Source organism: Vibrio crassostreae (genome assembly GCF_024347415.1).
In the GTDB taxonomy this organism is placed as follows: domain Bacteria; phylum Pseudomonadota; class Gammaproteobacteria; order Enterobacterales; family Vibrionaceae; genus Vibrio; species Vibrio crassostreae.
The window spans coordinates 144,992-163,314 of the sequence record NZ_AP025478.1 but is presented as its reverse complement, the minus strand read 5'-3'; the positions used below and the strand labels follow the sequence as shown (position 1 = coordinate 163,314).

The 18,323-nt window shown below is 43.8% G+C and carries 13 protein-coding genes and 1 pseudogene; 10 read left to right on the top strand and 4 right to left on the bottom strand.

Features of this window, described 5'->3' with window-relative positions:
• Positions 1–58 precede the first annotated feature (58 nt).
• On the top strand, positions 59–328 hold the full coding sequence (locus OC193_RS25065) for a hypothetical protein (protein ID WP_048657863.1): 270 nt from the start codon (positions 59–61) through the stop codon (positions 326–328).
• A 161-nt stretch (positions 329–489) separates the two neighbouring features.
• Here OC193_RS25065 and OC193_RS25060 read toward each other — a convergent pair.
• Positions 490–799 (bottom strand): annotated as a pseudogene (locus tag OC193_RS25060) (regulator).
• 240 nt (positions 800–1,039) lie between these two features.
• On the opposite strand from OC193_RS25060, the gene OC193_RS25055 reads away from it, so the two are divergent.
• From OC193_RS25055 to OC193_RS25040, 4 genes are all read left to right on the top strand, one after another.
• On the top strand, positions 1,040–1,525 hold the full coding sequence (locus OC193_RS25055; protein WP_048657862.1) for a GrpB family protein: 486 nt from the start codon (positions 1,040–1,042) through the stop codon (positions 1,523–1,525).
• A gap of 409 nt (positions 1,526–1,934) precedes the next feature.
• Positions 1,935–2,489 (top strand): hypothetical protein, encoded by a 555-nt coding sequence (locus tag OC193_RS25050; RefSeq protein WP_048657861.1) that lies wholly within the window; start codon positions 1,935–1,937, stop codon positions 2,487–2,489.
• Positions 2,490–2,545: 56 nt separating this feature from the next.
• Positions 2,546–2,710, top strand: coding sequence for a hypothetical protein (locus OC193_RS25045; protein WP_155407271.1), 165 nt, complete (start codon positions 2,546–2,548; stop codon positions 2,708–2,710).
• A gap of 263 nt (positions 2,711–2,973) precedes the next feature.
• Entirely contained in the window at positions 2,974–3,381 is a 408-nt protein-coding gene (locus tag OC193_RS25040) for a hypothetical protein (RefSeq protein WP_132785188.1), read from the top strand.
• 323 nt (positions 3,382–3,704) lie between these two features.
• On the opposite strand, the gene OC193_RS25035 is transcribed toward OC193_RS25040, so the two are convergent.
• Positions 3,705–4,211, bottom strand: a complete 507-nt coding sequence (locus OC193_RS25035) for an AAA family ATPase (protein WP_048657859.1) — start codon at positions 4,209–4,211, stop codon at positions 3,705–3,707.
• Between the two features lie 663 nt (positions 4,212–4,874).
• On the opposite strand from OC193_RS25035, the gene OC193_RS25030 reads away from it, so the two are divergent.
• The gene (locus OC193_RS25030; RefSeq protein WP_048657864.1) at positions 4,875–5,150 is read left to right on the top strand and encodes a helix-turn-helix domain-containing protein; all 276 of its coding nucleotides are present in this window, start codon (positions 4,875–4,877) and stop codon (positions 5,148–5,150) included.
• Positions 5,143–6,378: a type II toxin-antitoxin system HipA family toxin gene (locus OC193_RS25025; RefSeq protein ID WP_048657858.1), complete on the top strand. Its 1,236-nt coding sequence runs from the start codon at positions 5,143–5,145 to the stop codon at positions 6,376–6,378. Before OC193_RS25030 ends, OC193_RS25025 begins: the two co-directional genes overlap by 8 nt.
• 174 nt (positions 6,379–6,552) lie before the next feature.
• Here OC193_RS25025 and OC193_RS25020 read toward each other — a convergent pair whose 3' ends face one another.
• A complete protein-coding gene (locus OC193_RS25020) occupies positions 6,553–7,140 on the bottom strand; it encodes an ECs1377 family protein (RefSeq protein ID WP_237300800.1) in 588 nt (195 codons plus the stop codon).
• A 314-nt stretch (positions 7,141–7,454) separates the two neighbouring features.
• The gene (locus tag OC193_RS25015) at positions 7,455–7,727 is read right to left on the bottom strand and encodes a helix-turn-helix domain-containing protein (RefSeq protein WP_048657775.1); all 273 of its coding nucleotides are present in this window, start codon (positions 7,725–7,727) and stop codon (positions 7,455–7,457) included.
• Positions 7,728–8,208: 481 nt separating this feature from the next.
• On the opposite strand from OC193_RS25015, the gene traD reads away from it, so the two are divergent.
• From traD to traI, 3 genes are all read left to right on the top strand, one after another.
• The gene (gene traD / locus OC193_RS25010) at positions 8,209–10,314 is read left to right on the top strand and encodes a type IV conjugative transfer system coupling protein TraD (RefSeq protein ID WP_237300801.1); all 2,106 of its coding nucleotides are present in this window, start codon (positions 8,209–8,211) and stop codon (positions 10,312–10,314) included.
• A 617-nt stretch (positions 10,315–10,931) separates the two neighbouring features.
• Complete coding sequence (locus OC193_RS25005) at positions 10,932–12,455, top strand: hypothetical protein (protein ID WP_132785204.1); 1,524 nt, start codon at positions 10,932–10,934, stop codon at positions 12,453–12,455.
• Positions 12,456–12,548: 93 nt separating this feature from the next.
• Positions 12,549–18,320, top strand: coding sequence for a conjugative transfer relaxase/helicase TraI (traI, locus tag OC193_RS25000; protein ID WP_261978809.1), 5,772 nt, complete (start codon positions 12,549–12,551; stop codon positions 18,318–18,320).
• Positions 18,321–18,323 lie beyond the last annotated feature (3 nt).

Here is an 18,323-nt window from a genome sequence, read left to right as displayed (position 1 = left end):
TTTTTTCGGGGCATATGAGTAGAGTTCATAGCAATCTGGACGAAAGAGAAGGCTGGTAATGAAACATAAACTGTTTAGCGTAACCGATTGGTCTAAATATCAAATCATAAAGGCAATGGACGCAAATTCAGCTGTACAAAGAGCACATTCAAGAAAAAACTATACGTTGATTCCTTCAAATGAACTTACAGAGTATACCGTAACCAATGTGATGTGCTGCGAATATAGTGGAGCTCTCAAGCATCGCTTGGATGCCTGCATAACTGATATAGATAGAATTTTATTGATGGATATGTCACCAGAAACCCAGCATTATCAGATAAGCTAACTACTCTTGAACTTGAACAATAAGACTAACAGTTTCATATTCTTTTGGGTTGGGTAGTTTGATATATGCTTCTTCGCAAGCCTCTCGACTTGGTTCATTCGGGTTTTTGTCTTAACTGAACCATCGTAATCAATTGAAACAACAAAACGACAGTTTTTAGTCTAGCCATTTTTATGGATTAAAAGTGTCTCACCCAGACGATTAAAAGCTTCGACTATCGCTCTCGCAAGTTTGAGCAAATGTGTTGACGTTATTATTTCTAATTCAGACTGAATCCCTAAAAGAGCTATTCCTTCCAAAATTTGTTGCCATCCGTATTAATCCTTTACACTCAGGCGGAATGGGATTTCCCTCATCTCAACCAGCGACAGCTCTCACAGATTTAAAACACAGTTCAGAGACCTCTTCCTTTGTCATTTGGCCTTCTAATTCTCGAAAAATGGAATTCTTACTCATTTCGCGATACTTCACGATAAAAACCTATATAAGCAAGAGGTTGTATAGTGTTAGTCTGCTTTAATGGCACCGTGTCCAGCCTTTGAACTGATATAAAAATGGACTTGGTGAACTGGCCTGTAACAAGACGCTAAGAAGAAGAATTAGCAACACGTGACATGTTTACTGTGCGCTGCGTTAAGTATTTACGGTAGTACACGAGAGCCTTAGCATTGCGCGCCACACCTTAAAAAACTACGCCTTTTGGGAGAAAATATGAAGTTTTACAAAGCAGATGAATATCAAGCATCTTGTGAAGCTCTATATCGTAAGTACGAACTTGAGATAGCTGCTTTGATTTCAGACGCAGTGATTGAGCATGTTGGAGCTTCTTCTATACCTAATGCTGTATCGAAAGGTGACTTAGATATACTCGTCGGTGTTAACGGAAGCAAATTAGAGAAAGCAGTAAAGCTGCTTTCTACCTTAGGCTTCAACGAAAAATCCAATACGTTAAGAACTCCAGAGCTTTGCATGCTGGAAAGTAATTCAGGTGAGGACGTAGCTTTCCAGGTTGTGGCGAATGGTTCGGAGTTTGACAGCTTTGTGGGGTTTAGAGACAAACTCCGCGAAAATTCTGATTTAGTTCAACAGTACAATGAACTGAAAATGTCTTGCACAGGTTGGTCTCCTCATGAATACCGCCGAAAAAAGGCAACTTTTATAGAGCGCGTGTTAGGACAAGCCTCGCATCAAATATGAAGTGCAACAGTTTCTACAAATGGGCTTCACTATCAAAACTGGACATCGAGTTAGGTGAATTTACATACTTTTAGTTATTCAGTGACTAATTTAGAGCATCCGCTAACAATTTTTTGCCCCAAAAACACTTAGATCAAATACTCTACACAATTAAGAGGGCGTGCGTTTATCCTACTAAAACTTATTCGATTGAGCTGATAACTCATCATTCCTGTTATTAGGCGACATCTTGTAATCTAACTTCCCTTTATGTGGCACAACGTATTGATTGTCAGTTGAGTTAATATAAAGATGAATGCATAACCAAAGGATAAAACACAACAATTTTTCGTCTAATAAGCGTTATATGCCAGTGCCTCAAAAAACGTGATATTATCTATCTCAATTAATGATTGATAGACATAAATGCATGAATAACCAAGCCATTGCTAATAAATATCAACAACTTAGACGTGCTGTGTTGGCTCAAGCTCAAAATGAGTTTGAGCAATTCGAGGCTGATTTTATTGGTCATATTGATTTAACTGAAATCACGGAAGATGCTATCCGTTCTCAAGACGAATGGGATATACCGGTAAATCGTCAGATAGGATGGGATTGGCGACAGGTACGAGACCAATATCGTAGAGATCATATGGCTAGGGTGGAGCTTGCTGTTTGGCACGGTGAAGAGCTCTGCGGTCTCATGATCGGAAAAGCCAGCGAAGGGAAATTGGTTGTTAAGATCAATTATATTCAGGGTGGTGAAGTTGAAAACCCTTTGAAAGGGTATATCGTTCCTATTGCTTCACGCTGTGCCGAGCTGTTTGCTGTTGCTATTGAGGCTGATTGGATTGGTATCCAAGATCCAATTGATGACGATGACTTATTAAACTACTATCGTGAGTTGGGTTTCGATGAAAGTGATCCATTTGACCCTAGGAATAATGCATTGTTTAAACGTGTTGTAGTAGATGAAGATTAAGCCGCTTTCCAACTTAGTGATGATCGGTTATAGTTAAGGAAACTAAGGGGGCTATTATGTTGACTGTAGCAGCAAACAAAACAAATGATGTGAACGTAGATAAAGCTATCAAGCGTATGCAAGCTCACGCTTCTAAAAGTAAATCATCGTTTGGTAAAGCTTTGAAGGTAAAGGCTCCTAAATCTGCTTATGGACGTCTCGCCGGACCTGCCAAAGCATAGATAAATTCAGATATTAAGCATCGCAATAGCGGTGCTTTTTTTATGCCTGAAAATGGCATACAAGCGTTTAAGACGGATTCCCAACGCTTGGCATTTTCGGTTTGATTCAGCTTTAGTGTTTACGGCACAATATTTTAGGTTAGGTGGTAGCGTTGCTCACCACTTAACGCGGCTACAATTCAGTAAGGTTCAATATGCAGAATGTGGATTATCATTTAAAGTTTTATAGGAAGTTCTTCTATTCAAAACGATTTTTGAGCTATATGACTTGGATTCATTCTGGGTGTTTTGCTGCTAGTTTTGCCTTTTTCTTGGCTCTTTTTAGTGTTGGGAAACCAGAAAATTTTTCGAGTTTTCTTGATGTATCAGGCTTTATGTTTGCCATCTCGTTAGTGGCGAATATGATTGCTACTTTAGTATGTATATGTGGTCAAAGAATACCTAGAGTAACAGCAAAACTGGTTAAATCTGGTTTGTTTCTAATGTTACCGTTACTTGGTGTTACTTCAATGACAGTTGGAGTATTGACCATGATCTGTCACTTTTCAGTCTCATATGCAGTTCTACCAAGTGTATTAATAATTCTCAGTGTAAAAGGCTTACTCAAATCTATCTCAGTGCTATCGTTAAACCAGAATGAGTTTGATGAAGTGTACAGTCGTCAAGAATAATTATAACAAGAGACTATGGCGTCAAGATACTTTTTCTAATCTTAGTACATTACGTTAGAGTCTTTGTTCTAACGTGCTTTTGTCCAAGGACGTGCTGGTGCTGATCTCTGCAAACTGTGATCTCTGCAAACACGGCTTTGCCCCCAAAACGTGCCAGCTCGATTTAGGGCCGATAAATTTCGTCCCTGATTTATCGGCACTGCCCGAGCGAACGGAAGTAAAGATTCGGTGAGCGATTTCTCCCATTTTCGGTCAAAAATGGCATACCGCTCTAAAATCATCGCTTGTATTGTTATGCAGTCATGCAAAGAAACCGAAACTGTTTACACACAGAGTTTTTCTACTAGCTCAGCAAAAGACGCATCGATAGTATGACCCGCTGTGTCAATCTTGATGACATCTGTTTTCCACTTGTCGTAGTGGCGATTCTGTACCTGTTGCCAATTTGGTAGATTTAGGTTCTCAATTTCATTATCTCGTGTCTTAACTCTGTGCTCGTGCTCAGTGAGATCTGAGCACACAACCTCGATATTAACGAAATTAGCCCCTGTACTTTTTGCAACATCTTGCCATTCGTGTCGTGTTAGCTCTATTGGATTACAAGAGTCTGAAATAGAGCTAATCCCGAGAGCCAAATTATCTCTAATTATTCGGTAACTTAATCTGTACCCCTCCCCTTCAACTTTGAAACTACATAGATCTCTAAGCCCCTGCTCGAAGGTGTCGATACGCACATACATTGCGCCTGTACGGCTAGCAAGTAACTTAGCCAGTGTAGATTTTCCTGAAGCTGGAAGACCTGAAAATATGTACAAAGTAGGAGTGCTCATTTCGCCTCTTTTCCTTCTGTTTCTTTACGCAATTAGTGAACACAAGCCCGTATTTAACAGTACTGATGAACAGTATGGCAGAGTTACCTACAAACTCTACCAGATATCACCTAATGCATGGAGTTGAATAATCTGATGAAAATTCTGAATAGGTTGAATCCAAGACTATCGGTCTAGGATGAAAGCTTTTGTCCATTTTCTATCACGAACGGCATCATTTGAAGTGGTGTCGTTCTGCTACTTGGGAGATGGTAAACTCTTTGATGGGTAGGTTTCGTCCTAAGCTTCAAACTCAGATCTGCCCCAAACTGCGTTGGAGTAGAAGCTCTACTATTATTGATAACCTGTCTTTTCTCATATCTAATCTAATGCCATCACAGCTAGTTGATCGACCTGAATGTAAAGCAAGGTATGCTCTTGTGAAACAGCTAATGGGTGCATAAAGCCTTGTTTTTTAATCTGCTATAATGGTAGCAAATAATGCCAAAAAAAACCTTAATTTGTCACTATAGTAGCAATGGAGACCCGTCACAGTGATGGAATTTTTTGTCATTCGTGTTAATGAAGTAATGATTGTCATTACTCTATATTTGCTACAATAATAGCAATTAGACTATGATTGGCGTTATAATTGATACCATAATAGCAACTTACGAGGCATGTATGTTATCTCTTTATACCGCTTATGATTTGCAGATGGAACTCAAAGAGTTTATCAAGTCTGCTCGGAAAAAAGATAAACTCAGTGTTCAGAAGATGGCCGCTCTCTCTGGCGTACCTTACGCGACGATCCGAAAGTTTGAGTCATCTGGCAACATCTCATTGCGTCAGTTCCTCATGCTTTATGAGACAGTCGGTGACTTGAAAAAAGTGAAAGAGCTAACAAAGTCGTCTGAGCCTGAATTTAAATCAATAGAGGATGTGCTTCGACATGCTTAAATCAGCCCTAACCGTAAAACGAACGCTTAGCACAGGTGAAAAGGTATTTGTCGGCAAGCTAGTTGAAAATAGTAAGCAAAGCTTCTTTCAATTTGATGAGGCTTATTTAGGCGCTCACTCAACCTCTCTGGCTCCGTTCAATTTAAAGGCTGATACGAGCCTACAAGTTGCGCCTAGAGGGCCGCATTACGGCATTCATGGGGTATTTGGAGATAGTCTCCCTGATGGTTGGGGCCTTTATCTCATGGATCGTGTATTTAGACAGAACGATCATAACCCAAAGGAAGTTACCGCCCTAGAGCGTTTGGCTTATCTGGGTGACAGATGCATGGGGGCGTTGAGCTATGAGCCTGAATTAGATTTACTTGATGAGTCCAAGGAGTCGATTGATATCATTACCCTTGGCCGAGCTGCGATTGAAGAGTTTGAAGGCACCGAGTCTGCTTTGCTTGAGCACTTGATGAATACTGGTGGTTCGGGTGGTGCTAGGCCAAAAATGAACGTGACACGTTTATTGAATGGGCAATATTCAACATTAGATGACGCACTAGGAACAAAGCTTATCGTAAAACTGACATCTGAAAAGTTTGACTTGAAGCACTCTGAATCATTAGTCGAATATTGCTACATGCAGATGGCCCGTAATGTCGGCATTGAGGTTCCTGACTTTGATTTAATTGATGCAGGTAATGGACGATTTTGGCTAGAGCAGGAACGATTTGATTGCACCGAGCAAGGCGGTCGAATCCATATGATTTCTGCGTGTGGGTTGTTAGATGCACCGTTTCGAGAGCCTTCTTTGGACTATGTGGATTTAGTTAAAGCTACGCGCATCATGTGTAGTGTCACTGAGTCTCAGAAGCTCATTAAGCGCTGCATGTTTAATTACCTAACTGTTAACCAAGATGATCACAGTAAGAACTTCAGTTTCCTTGCCAGTGACGCCGATAACTGGACGCTATCGCCTTTCTACGACATTGTTTACAACCCTAACCCTTACAAAGAGCATATGACGGCATTTGGTGGTAATGGCCGAACGCCAAAGAACGCACTAGACCAGTTAGCTGCTCAGTCGGGGTTGTCATCAAAGAAAGCGATTATGGTTATGGCTGAGGAAATATTTGAAACAACACGCTCGTTTAGTCTTGAGGCCAAACACCTGGGCTTGTCCCCTAATCTAATCAAGGAGATTGATAAGGATATGGTAGAAAAATTTAAGGCGCTGTAAGTGTAGGATGAATCAAATTCGCCATGACTTTGTAGATGATTTGAGGGTTTTACAGTGGCTGAGGTTATTCGAGTTAATCTGTAATATAAAGTTCGTAACAAGGTTTTGTCCAAAGATTAGTTTCAGTTATATCTGTCATGTTAATGCATACGGCAATCGTTTACGCCTCGTTATTCATTCGTAACTTGCCATCTTTCTTGTTGTGTCTGTGAAGTTGTCTGATACTTCGATACGTTTCATTGCGATGTTCATGGTGGGTTCGATTTTTTTAAGACGTGCTATATCACTGGCTATTCGTTTGCAGCCTAAAAACAAGATGCCATCGAGTGGTGTTATGACATCTCCAGCCTTGAGGCAACCAACGAGGGAGGTGGCAGAGAGTGGTGTTTTTGTCCCAGCAACGTAGCGGGTTGCCACAAACTCATTCGTATAGTGGATTTCTCTTGGTAACATTTGTTCGCTTTTAGCGTAAATCATTCCGCTTTGTTTACCATTAATAACTCGATGCTCTTTATACACTCGTGTTTCCTCGCCTATGGTGGCCATAGCTTGTGGTGCGCGGGTGATGAATAAGCGAAAAGGTAGATCTTCACTTGTGATGTAATCGACAAGGTTAAACGCTAATCTTGCTCTCGCGATCTCTCCGAGTGGTTTGTCACGACAGATTTGTAGAACCTGATCCCATTGGCTGGTCAGTCGAGTGCTTTCTTTATCGCTTCTAACTTTAACCTTTTGAATATCGTAGTGAATTATCTTTTCCATGGTTGATTTGGCCTTCCGTTTTGCTTGCTTCGTTAAATTCCAACCTAACATTATGTTTTTATAACAAATTATAAGCAGTTATCCACAAAGTTTGGACGTGACCTGTCTAAAACCTTCGTAGGTTGAGTTTATGCTCCTGGTACTAAATAGCTTGAAATCACCTAAAAATGCCGATAATTGTTTTCAAATTGAAGTAAAAAGCGCCAGTGATTCTTGAAGCAAGAATTAGAGCAACTGCCATTGATTTCTTGAGAGGTAATGGGGGTTGGTTAATCTATGCACCCTCGTCAGGGTACCAATAGGCTGATACATACTTATAAGCTCTCATCCGATCCAAATTCACGAGTTGTGATCTGATTTAACTTTTTGGTGAAATTACCTCTGTTAATCCCTAAAACCCTAGCAGCCTTAGACTGATTACCGCGCGTATGAGTTATCAACTCAGTAAACAATATTTCAAACACAGCAGGAGTCACCCAAGACATATCAGGGCTAACTGATTGCTTATCAAACCATGTCGGTTCCAGTTCTGCTCGGATAAGTTTTTTTAAATGGTCTTTGTTGATTGGAGTTAGTTGGTCATTCATTGAAGTTGAAGGTCATAAAGAACTTTATCATTCTAACAAATTTACCATGAAATCGCCTTGAAATCAGCCGGCGAGGGAAATTACGAATACGATGGATCACTGCCCAGCGCAATAAGCAACGAGGACATTTTTAATCATAGGCTCAAAGCCATTCGTTTCCAAAAACACTCGACCAATCACTGTCCGGTGATGCCCATCCTCAACATAAAGCTCACCATCTCTATTACACAGAGAGCAATTTCGCTTTTCTTCTGAAAAATAGTAATCAGGATTGCTTTGAAGGTTTCGAGCACAACACTGACCACGTTCGAGACCGTGACGATTATCAGCGCAAGGAAATAAAACCACCCAAGTTTTGCCAACATCTCGGGGCTCTACACAGCAATACCATTAGCCAACAACCGTTCAATTGTTGGCCAGCTTATCTGCATACGCAGGTAATTATCTAAAAAGTACTCCATTTCACTCTCAAGGAACCACGATGCCTAGACCTAAACGCGCGTCCGGCAACCACTTTACCCGTGGCGGACAAATTACTTTTCACTCCATTCGGATGTTCTTTCAAGTCAACAATACCTTAGTCTACGCCGCCATTTGGTCGGTGATAGCGCTCACTGGCGTTCTTACCTGGCTACGCGCGCCCGATAACGCCTTTTGGTCTGTGTTCTACTATTGGCGCAATCATATCTATGCCAGCCTTGGACACGATCTTAACAGCGAAGTCACGACCTTCTGGAGCGGGAAACGCTACATTGGCACGCTCGCTTCCCAACTGGACAACACCCAACTCATCAATCTCTACGATAACGTGATACGCCAAATACAAATCAACTTTTTGATTGGCATCGGTATTGCTTTCACCATCTTAATGCTCGCCATGACTTTCTTTAAACGACAAGGCGAAAAACAAAGTGAAGATTTTCACGTCCGAGGCTTTCAATACGCAGAGCCCAAAGTGCTCACTAACGATTTAAAAAAACGGGCAAAGAAACTCAAAAAACAGGGCGTAGGAAACGGACGGATTTCTGATTTCAAAGTGGATGGGCAGGCCTTATTTAAACATGAGTTTGAAGTTCAACATATGCTCATCGACGGCACCACAGGGGCAGGTAAATCCGTCATGCTTCGTAAACTATTACGCTGGATACGTAAACGTGGAGATAAAGCCATTATTTATGATAAAGGCTGCACCTTTACCAGTAAGTTATTTGACCCTACCCAAGACACCTTACTCAATCCCTTCGATGAACGCTGCGCCAATTGGGATGTGTGGTGTGATGCGAAAGAAGCCCCTGACTTTGAAAATATAGCCAGCGCACTTATCCCGCAACATGGCGAAGGCGATCCGTTCTGGGTGGATTCCGCTCGGACTATTTTTTCGAGTGCGGCGTATCGCATGAGCCAAGATGACAAGCCCTGCTCGACCGCAAGGCTGCTCAGTCTGATACTCACGTCTGAACTTGAAACCCTGGGTAATTTCCTGCAAGGCACAGAGTCTGCATCCCTGGTCTCGAAAGACATCAAAAAGACGGCCATCTCCATTAAGTCGGTGCTCGCCACCTACATCAAGAGCCTACGATTTTTGGATGGATTGGATGACAAAGACGCGAAAGGAAAGCCCAAACGCAAACCGTTTTCTATCACCGATTGGGTGCAAGACGATAAACAAAAAGGCTTTTTGTTCTTATCCAGTAACGCGCAGCAACACGCCTCTCTGCGTCCTTTGATTTCGACTTGGCTTGCCATTGCTTCTAACGCTATCTTGGGACTCAAAGACGATGAAGATCGCCGTATCTGGGTGATCATGGATGAAATGCCAAGTCTGCATAAACTGCCTGAGCTTGACACCATCATTGCCGAAGTGCGTAAGTTTGGAGGCTGTTATGTGATTGGTCTCCAGTCTTATGCTCAGCTCGTGAAAACCTACGGCAAAAACACCGCGGACGTCATTTTTGACTTACTCAACTCCCGTTTTTACTTTCGTGCCCCCTCCGCGCAAATGGCGCAAATCTCGTCAAAAGATTTAGGTGAGCAAGAGGTGGACGTGTCAATAGAGCACATTTCTTACGGTGCAAATGCGTTGCGTGACGGGGTATCGATTGGTCACCAAACCGTCACCCGCCCGGTTGTCTCTAGCAGTGAAATCCAAGCCATGGATGATTTGCAATGTTACCTTCGCGTACCAGGAAGCAGCTTTATCACTCAACTGGATTTGCACTTTGATAAGATGCGAGATGTGACACCGGCCTTTATTAAACGTCATTACACCCCATCGCCCGCCATGACCAAGGCGTATCAAAAAGCGATTTACTTTGAGTGTGTCGCCCCAGGTATGCTCCTCAACGAAGAAGAGCGTAACGCACTCACAGAAATCCAAGCCAAGCAATTTGAAACGCCGGAAGAGATGAAGCTGGAAACCGACCAAATCCAACAAGCACAACGAAGTGAGACAGTCAAAGCGTTAGCCAGCAAGGAGTCGGAAAAGCTCAAATCAGACAATGACCATCAAGAGCGCGCTCAAAAAGAGCTTGAAGAGTCGGCGATATCTCAAGATATCGAGATGGAAGCGGGCGATATGGTTGAATAGCGCATCAAATAGTCGATAGCCAAACAAGACAAAAATAGGTCATTGCAAACCAAATGTATTAGGTATTTTTATGTTACCGAGTTTGTCTAGATTAATCTTCGAGACCTTGGTCGTCTCACTCTTATTTTTTGCACTTTGTCTTATGCAGATCACCGAGAGTCAATTTCAGTAGACGCAACTTTTCATCGCGTCCACTGGCTTTTTATCACTGTATAGTTTGAAGCGCCTCGTGGTTTTTTTTGTTAAAAAACACCCCAACACTCCTCACTACATTGTACTCACCTCTGCAGGATTCGCTTTACTCCTGAGCATCAGCATGGAGTACTCGTTATTTGGTTTATTGAATTCGATAGGCCTGACTTTCATGTACTTAGCACCCATAGTGTTAAAAAGTGCACTGATTCAATCTTAGTCATGATTAGATATTTAGTTATAGTGCACCATAAGCGCACGTAAGCCCTATCATTGATGAGATTCCTCAAAGGAAAATCGATGAAAAGCGTAACGCCCCATAGAGACTGCACCCTAGAGCCTCATCATCTCGAATAATCACTCAACCACTATTCCAAGCCTTGCCATTGCAAGGCTTTTTTACGTTCATTCATCAAGGATTAACCATGCCAAATAAGACCCTCTTTAATTCTGACCATCTACCGATATTAAAGAAACAATTACACACTATATTCGATCAACTTACCTTCGCTGAAATCATTCAGGGCAACGCCCCCGAAAAAAACACATGGTTATCGATTTGCGCTCAAGCGGTAGGTTATGGTGACTGGGACGACTTAAAAGCGCAAGCAGTCACGCACCACGAGCCAACCCACAACATTCTATTTAACCAAGCATCCATCATTCCTTTCATCCAAAGTGTCAGAGTCAGCTTGGGGGAGCACATCGACAATATTGAAGGCTTTACCCATGTCATACTAAGAAACTTAACTACCGAAGAGTTAAACGCCATGAATGGCAATAAAGAAGAGCTTCCACCACTACCCAAAGCGCCAACGTCCTATACGTTAGAATTAGGACCGAATACGGCCTATGCCCGCGACCTTTTAGATTGGCTGTGGCCAAGAACAAAAAATTACCAAGTAGACCCTATCAACACTCAGTATCTAGCGCACATGAAAGAAAAGCGAATGAGCTTGAGCAAGTCTCAAGCAAAAGAGCGCGCTTTGGATGTTTACCCACACTCTGGCATGCTAATCAGAGACATATTAGAGCAACTGATTTCAGAAAATTACCTAGAACTCAACGATGATCAAAGGTGCGTAACTTTTACTCGCAAAGGTCTTAATTATCTCAACGGAAAAATGACCAACGAATATGACGACCAATGGAAAGAATGGTTTAAGGCATTTGCAGCGCATCTCAAAAAAATCCCATACCGATACATCAAGATAGATTGGACACCCTATATCGATTTATATGCCCGGGGCATGTCACCCATTGAGGCAGCAAAAAGTCTTGAATGGTCAGAATGCTACACTCAAGCACACTCAGAGATCCAATCGGCCATTAAACACCAACTCGACATCCATTTGCCTCAATACCCCAAGGAGCGATACCTTCAATTTACGCCTAGAATATTTCTGACACCTGAGCTGACCAGCAACAAGGTAACAGACATTCATTTTGAGTTTATAGGCCCCGACTGGGCGAAACCAAACGGCAATCTAAAAACAAAGCGCTTTTGGCCAAACAAACGCTACGTGTCTGTGCATTTAGAGACCTCGCCGAAAAGTCGAGGTTGGTATGCCGTCATTCCCGATGAGGTTGATTGTTTTCAAGTAAGCTACAAATGGACAAGCCAGTCCCATTCTTTTGCAAGCGTCACCCACCATATGACTTACCAGTTAGAGCCAAATATAGAGTGTGCTCAAGATTGGCTGTATGGCAATGAGTGCATGAAGCATTCTGATTCTTCGAAACTAGCGATGACCGCCGATGAATATAGCTTTAACCGCCTGGAATGCCTAACTCATGGCAAACATTTAACCAATGAAGAAATTGTAGCGTTAGACCGATTTAAAGCGGGCATTACATCCATTCACATTGATGAAAATGGCGTCATCATTCACGAAGAACGAACGTTAACCGCTAGCAATTCCTTTGCTTGTGTTGGGATCATTTTGTAACCACACCTCTTTTAATTCCACTTCCCCCTTAACCTCCACTCACCGCTCAGTTTTGCTGCTAGCGGCAATTTGCGTTGCATAAGGAAAATACTCATGCTTTCTATTAGCCCACTGAAATCCGCTTCTGGCGCTGCCAAATATTACCTCAGCGAAGAAAACCCCAAAGACCTACCTGACGTCTCTTTAGAAAAAGACGCGGACGATAACTATTACCTCAAGGAAAAAGACCAGGGAGAAAACACCTTCTGGCATGGAAAATTAGCCATCGAAGCGGGACTGGCGGGTAAACCCGTAGAGCAAGCCACCCTAGAATCGGTGCTTTCTGGCAACCTTGGTGGTGAAACCATTAAAGGGAAACGAGATAACCATAAATGCGGTTTAGATCTGACTTTGTCCGTATCTAAAGGCTTCTCCATTCTAGCGTTAGGCGGTGGGGATACACGATTACTTGGCATTCTCAAAGACGCAGTTAAGTTTGTCGCCAATGAAATTGAAAAAGACACCGCACAAGTCACGTCAACCAATAAAGAAGGGGAACGTGAATACATCAATACAGGTAACATGATTTTCGCAGCTATTGGCCATAAGACCAGCCGTGAAAACGACATGCAGCTTCATTACCACTTGTTAGCGCCAAATATGACACGAGATCAGGATGGACAACTTCGCTCACTCGCTTCAACCATTAAGCAAAAAGGGGGCATGATTAACGGGACTGGCGAGCGCATCTATAACTTCCAAAAATATTACACGGCGTTATTTCACAGCAAAATAGCGCATGACGTTGAAGGCATTGGATATCAAACTCATGGGCTAGGCAATGGACAGATAGACATCTCTGGTGTACCGCAACCTCTCATCGAAAACTCTTCCACTCGAACGCAGCAAATCAACCAACAAGCCTTAAACTTTGGAGACACACAAGCAGCAAGGGATATGGCAGCACTTGATACACGCAAAAGTAAAACTTACCTGAGCACCGGTGAGCTCACCACAAAGTGGCAGCAACAAATTAAAGATATGGGGTACAAGCCCGAAGAGTTGGTAAAGAATGCACAACAATTCACTAAACAAGAATTTCAGCCAGCCTTAATCGCTCAAGAAGCCCTGGCACGAGCTGTTTCTCATCTTGAACAAAATAATACAGCCCTTCGCTTGGAAAAAGTCGTTGAATTGGCCGTTTCTGACTTTACCAAAGGGGGTATTCAAGCCAATGCCATTGAAGTAAAAACCATCGCCGATGAATGGATTAAAAATGGCACACTCATACCTTTAGGAGAGAAAGGGCAATACACCACCAAAGGCTTAATTGATAACGAGAAAGCGCTTATCGACAGCACCCAAGGTCGGGCGCATCACATGCGCACCCACGTTGAATCCAGCACGCTCAACAAGCTTGCTATCCCTGAAAACCAGCAGCGTATCTTGACTGACCTGTACCACTCCACCAAACAGTTCCATGTGGTCCATGTACACGGCTCATCACAGGGTATTGCGCAGCAGCTACTCAATGTGGGCAATCACAGCGGTAAGCGCATCCAGCTGGTCTCCCAAAGCGTGAAAGCCAAGACAGAGGGCATGGAGAGCGTACAGCGCAAGAGTCAAACACTCAGCGCCTGGGTCGGTCAGCTCTTTTCACCAGAGCAGCGCCACACTACCCACAGCTTATTGCAAAGCGATACGCCGCTGACCAATAAAGACGTCTTGCTCATCGATGACGCCAATAAGATGAGCGCCAATGAGTTGTTAGCCCTCACCGATAAAGCCAAACAATCGAGCAGTAAAGTGGTGATGCTTAACCGCGTATCAAGCCGTCAGGGATTTAAAGCCAATAACGCTATCTCGCTGTATCAAAAAGGCAATGTGGAGAGTCATTCTTGGGTCGGCAAGCGAGCCAGCCATACCAACGTGAAACTGCATGACAATGACACTGATAGGATAGCGCGGGTGTACGCCGACCTCCCTGATAAAGCCAACACGCAAGTGATTGCCACCTCCGGCGTCGAGCAGCGGCGGTTAACCGAAGCCATTCGGGACAGGCTCAAAAATACCGGCGCCCTCGCCAGACACGAAACCACCCTATTCACTCAAACCCCTCACCACCTCTCCAAAGCGCAACAACCCCTCGTTCAACACTACAAACCAGGCATGACACTCACCCACTGGGAGAAAAACAAACCTCAGAGCTTTGTCATCGCCAGCATCGATAAAGAGAGCAACACCATGACCGCACTCAGCAAACGCGATGGACAGTCACACACCTTTGACCCGTCCAGTCGCACCTTTAAGCGCATGAAGATGCAAATCAGCAAACCGCAAAGCCTCAACATCGCCCAAGGCGAACGTCTTCGTACGTTAGGCAAACACTTCCCTGCCGGTTTGGACGCCAATCGAAGTTACCTTGTCACGCACACTGACAAAGAGAGCCTCACGCTTGAGAGCCAAGGTCAAACGCAGCGCGTCAACTTAGAGAGCTTAAAAGACGCGCCGCTGCAATACGACTATGTTCACGGCGCCCACCATATTGAGCAAAAAGCCCATACCTTGCTGTCAGGTAAAGCATTTACTTTATCTAAGCCCCTGATAAACGACCTGACCGAAAAAACAGAGCGCCTTGATATCTTCACCGACAAACCGGACAAAGCCCAAAGCGTACTTGAGAAAGAGCAAGTCTCCCCGTCAGCCATTGAGCGTGTATTACAGACGCAAAACGTCAACGACCGCTACCTAAATGACGCCACCCAAGATTGGCTAAAGCACGATGTCAGTCAGGCACTGTCAGCACTAGCCAAAGCGCAAAACGCCCCACTCATCGAAAAAGCGGTCAGTTTTGCCCTGAACCACCTCTCAGAGCGAGAAGCGGCGTTTAGCCAAAAAGCGTTAGTGGTGGAAGCGGTGCGTTACGCCTTTGAAGAAGCCGGTGGCTCTATTACCAAAGAGCAGGTTGAAACAGAACTGACTAAACGCAGCGACACCCTCTCTGCAGAGTACAGTGACGGCACACGCTGGACGACGCACGCCGCGCTGGAGACTGAAAAGCGCATCTTGCAAAACATCGATGATGGTAAAGACCAACATCAGCCTTTTGCCACACCTAAACAGGTGCAAGACTTTCTCAATACCAAGCCTCGCCTAACCCAAGGGCAAAAGGACGCCATCACCCTCATATCAACCACCAAGGACAGCTTTGTGGCCATCCAAGGGTTAGCCGGCACAGGTAAGTCCACCATGCTTGAATCCAATACTGAACTTATCCAGTTAGTGAAAGAAGCCAGCCAGCAACCAGAGCAAAGCGTCATCGGTCTTGCGCCCACTCACGCCGCGGTTGCAGAGCTAGAAAGCAAAGGCGTGAAAGCGCAAACGCTAGACAGTTTGCTTTCTGACATCCGGCAAGGCAATCGAGAAGCCAGTGACTATCAACACACCTTGTTCTTTCTCGATGAAAGCTCCATGGTCAGCAACAAGCAAGCCGATGAGTTCACAAAGCTCGTCAATGACAGTCAGTCCAAAACAGTCAAATTGGGCGATAAAGAGCAGCTTTTATCACTCAGTGCCGGTAAACCCTTTGAGCTAGCCATAAGCCAAGGCCGCATCGATACCGCTTACATGACCGACATCATCCGTCAGCAAAACGACACCTTACTTAATGCGGCGCAAAACATCATTGATAAGCAGCCACAGAGCGCCCTGGATAAGCTCCAGCAGCAAGCCCCTGATACTCAAGGCAACCGCCAGCATGTCATCTCTACGCTGGATGAACACCGTAAAGACCGACACAAAGCGCAGTTAGAAGCCACAGAAAAACTGCCCTATATGATCGCCAAGGACTATCTAGAGCGCACACCAGAGACGCGAGAAAACACACTTCTCATTCTTTACACCAACAAGGAGCGAGACCAAACTACCGAATACATCCGAGTCGGATTGATGAAAAAGAGTGAGTTAGGCAAAGAGAACGTCATCGCAACCCGGCTACGCTCAATCGGTGCGACGGGTGAAGAGCTCACCACCATGATGCCGTATCAAAAAGGCTTAATACTGAGCACCAGACCCGGTGAGTACGCGACAATCACTCACGTAGATTCAGAGCATGGCGTAGTAACACTTCAAGACGCGAGTACAGGTAAGACAAGGCCGTTCTTACCCCGCAATCGAGACCATACCTTCACGACACTGTTTAGCGTGTCAGAAAAACCCCTCTCAACGGGCGATAAAATCATCACCCGTTTTACCGATAAAGAGCGCGGCATTAAAGCCAACGTGGAGTACCGCATCACGCAAGCGACTACAGACAGTATTGTCGCTCAATCTAAGACAGGACAAACACTCAACCTTCACCCTAATGCGCTTAAAGACGGGCACTGGGACTACGCGTACAGTCGAACCGCAGACATGGCGCAAGGGTCCACCTATCAACACGTCATTAGCGCGATACAAAGCAAAGGCGCACTGACCAACTTAAGACGCGCCGGTATCGATGTGACTCGTGCCAGTCAGCACATTCGGCTCTATACCGACAACACAAAACAACTGGTCAAAAGCTGGCTTTCTAAAGATAGCCATAAAGCCAGTGCGATAGAAACCCTCAACCAAATCCCACCCAAAGACACCACTTACTTTAACCGTAATGCCCTCCCTCATGAGGACGTCCGGTTCCAAAATAAAAGCGGTGACTTTGACTACAACAAATTTAGGGAGCACATCAATACGCAACTACCAAAATACACAGAAAGCCTCGCCGTTCAGTTATTAGGCCAGCCGAATCAATCCAAATCAGACCGGGATTACTTAACCTTTGGCATTGGTAAATCAGCCATTAAAGTGACCCTAACAGGAGAGCATCGAGGGTATTTTAAAGACTACACCACGGGCGAAAAAGGCGCATTGATTAACCTAATCATGAGTCATAAGGAAATGAATTATAAAGCCGCGATGAATGAAGCGCACAAGATGCTCAATGAGCCGGACAAATATCAATTGGAGGAAAACAGTAAACACGAAAAATTACTGAGCACCACCCCAAGGCATATTGCGCAGTTTGAAGAAAGGGCTAAGGATTATATCAATCAAAGCTTACCGATGGATAACACACTGGCCCAAACGTACTTAAACAAGCTCGGTGTCAATAACATTGAAAACAACCATGTAAAATTCCACCCAGCGGTCTATTCATCCGAAGATAGATCCCTTCACCCTGCGATGCTAACCAACATCCACAATAAACAAGGTGAAACCAAAGCCATAGAAGTGACCTATTTAGACACTCAAGGAAATAAAGACTCCTCCCTAGATATTAATCCAAGAACCCTAGGAACAAAATCCAAACAATTAACACAATTCCATCAGGGGGAGGATTTAAACACCACCATCATCAGCACATCGATAGAAAACTCGTTTTTAATTCGAGACCAAACTCAAGGGCAGATTGACATTATCAACGTCAATCATAAGAACGACATTCAAAACATCTCTACCGATGAACTGAGACAGAACATCATTATTGTATTAAATCACGGCAACCACGATTTAAACCCGAACAACATTGAGAAAATCGTCGAGAACTTTAATGGTCGAGACATTCAATTCATGTCAGACGATAACCTTAAAGAGGACATCAAATCATGCCTTGATAAACTAGAGCAAGATAACAGCGCACATAACATTGAATTAAGTGAGCCACTCATTTCTCATCAAGAGAGCGAATTAGACACCCTCAACTATAATGAGAAAAAAGAAACCGACAGCCAATCACTCGATCACTTTGAGCCAAAAGAATATTCCCCTCAAAAAGAGATGGAATTTAATCAATCAGAGAAAGAGAGCCATTGGGAAGACAGAGAAATCGACAGAGAGTTAGAGCGATAATAA

Coding starts and splice junctions, on each gene's coding strand:
- OC193_RS25065 (WP_048657863.1), top strand. CDS start 59: ATGAAACATAAACTGTTTAGCGTAACCGATTGGTCTAAATATCAAATC.
- OC193_RS25055 (WP_048657862.1), top strand. CDS start 1,040: ATGAAGTTTTACAAAGCAGATGAATATCAAGCATCTTGTGAAGCTCTA.
- OC193_RS25050 (WP_048657861.1), top strand. CDS start 1,935: ATGAATAACCAAGCCATTGCTAATAAATATCAACAACTTAGACGTGCT.
- OC193_RS25045 (WP_155407271.1), top strand. CDS start 2,546: ATGTTGACTGTAGCAGCAAACAAAACAAATGATGTGAACGTAGATAAA.
- OC193_RS25040 (WP_132785188.1), top strand. CDS start 2,974: ATGACTTGGATTCATTCTGGGTGTTTTGCTGCTAGTTTTGCCTTTTTC.
- OC193_RS25035 (WP_048657859.1), bottom strand. CDS start 4,211: ATGAGCACTCCTACTTTGTACATATTTTCAGGTCTTCCAGCTTCAGGA.
- OC193_RS25030 (WP_048657864.1), top strand. CDS start 4,875: ATGTTATCTCTTTATACCGCTTATGATTTGCAGATGGAACTCAAAGAG.
- OC193_RS25025 (WP_048657858.1), top strand. CDS start 5,143: ATGCTTAAATCAGCCCTAACCGTAAAACGAACGCTTAGCACAGGTGAA.
- OC193_RS25020 (WP_237300800.1), bottom strand. CDS start 7,140: ATGGAAAAGATAATTCACTACGATATTCAAAAGGTTAAAGTTAGAAGC.
- OC193_RS25015 (WP_048657775.1), bottom strand. CDS start 7,727: ATGAATGACCAACTAACTCCAATCAACAAAGACCATTTAAAAAAACTT.
- traD (WP_237300801.1), top strand. CDS start 8,209: ATGCCTAGACCTAAACGCGCGTCCGGCAACCACTTTACCCGTGGCGGA.
- OC193_RS25005 (WP_132785204.1), top strand. CDS start 10,932: ATGCCAAATAAGACCCTCTTTAATTCTGACCATCTACCGATATTAAAG.
- traI (WP_261978809.1), top strand. CDS start 12,549: ATGCTTTCTATTAGCCCACTGAAATCCGCTTCTGGCGCTGCCAAATAT.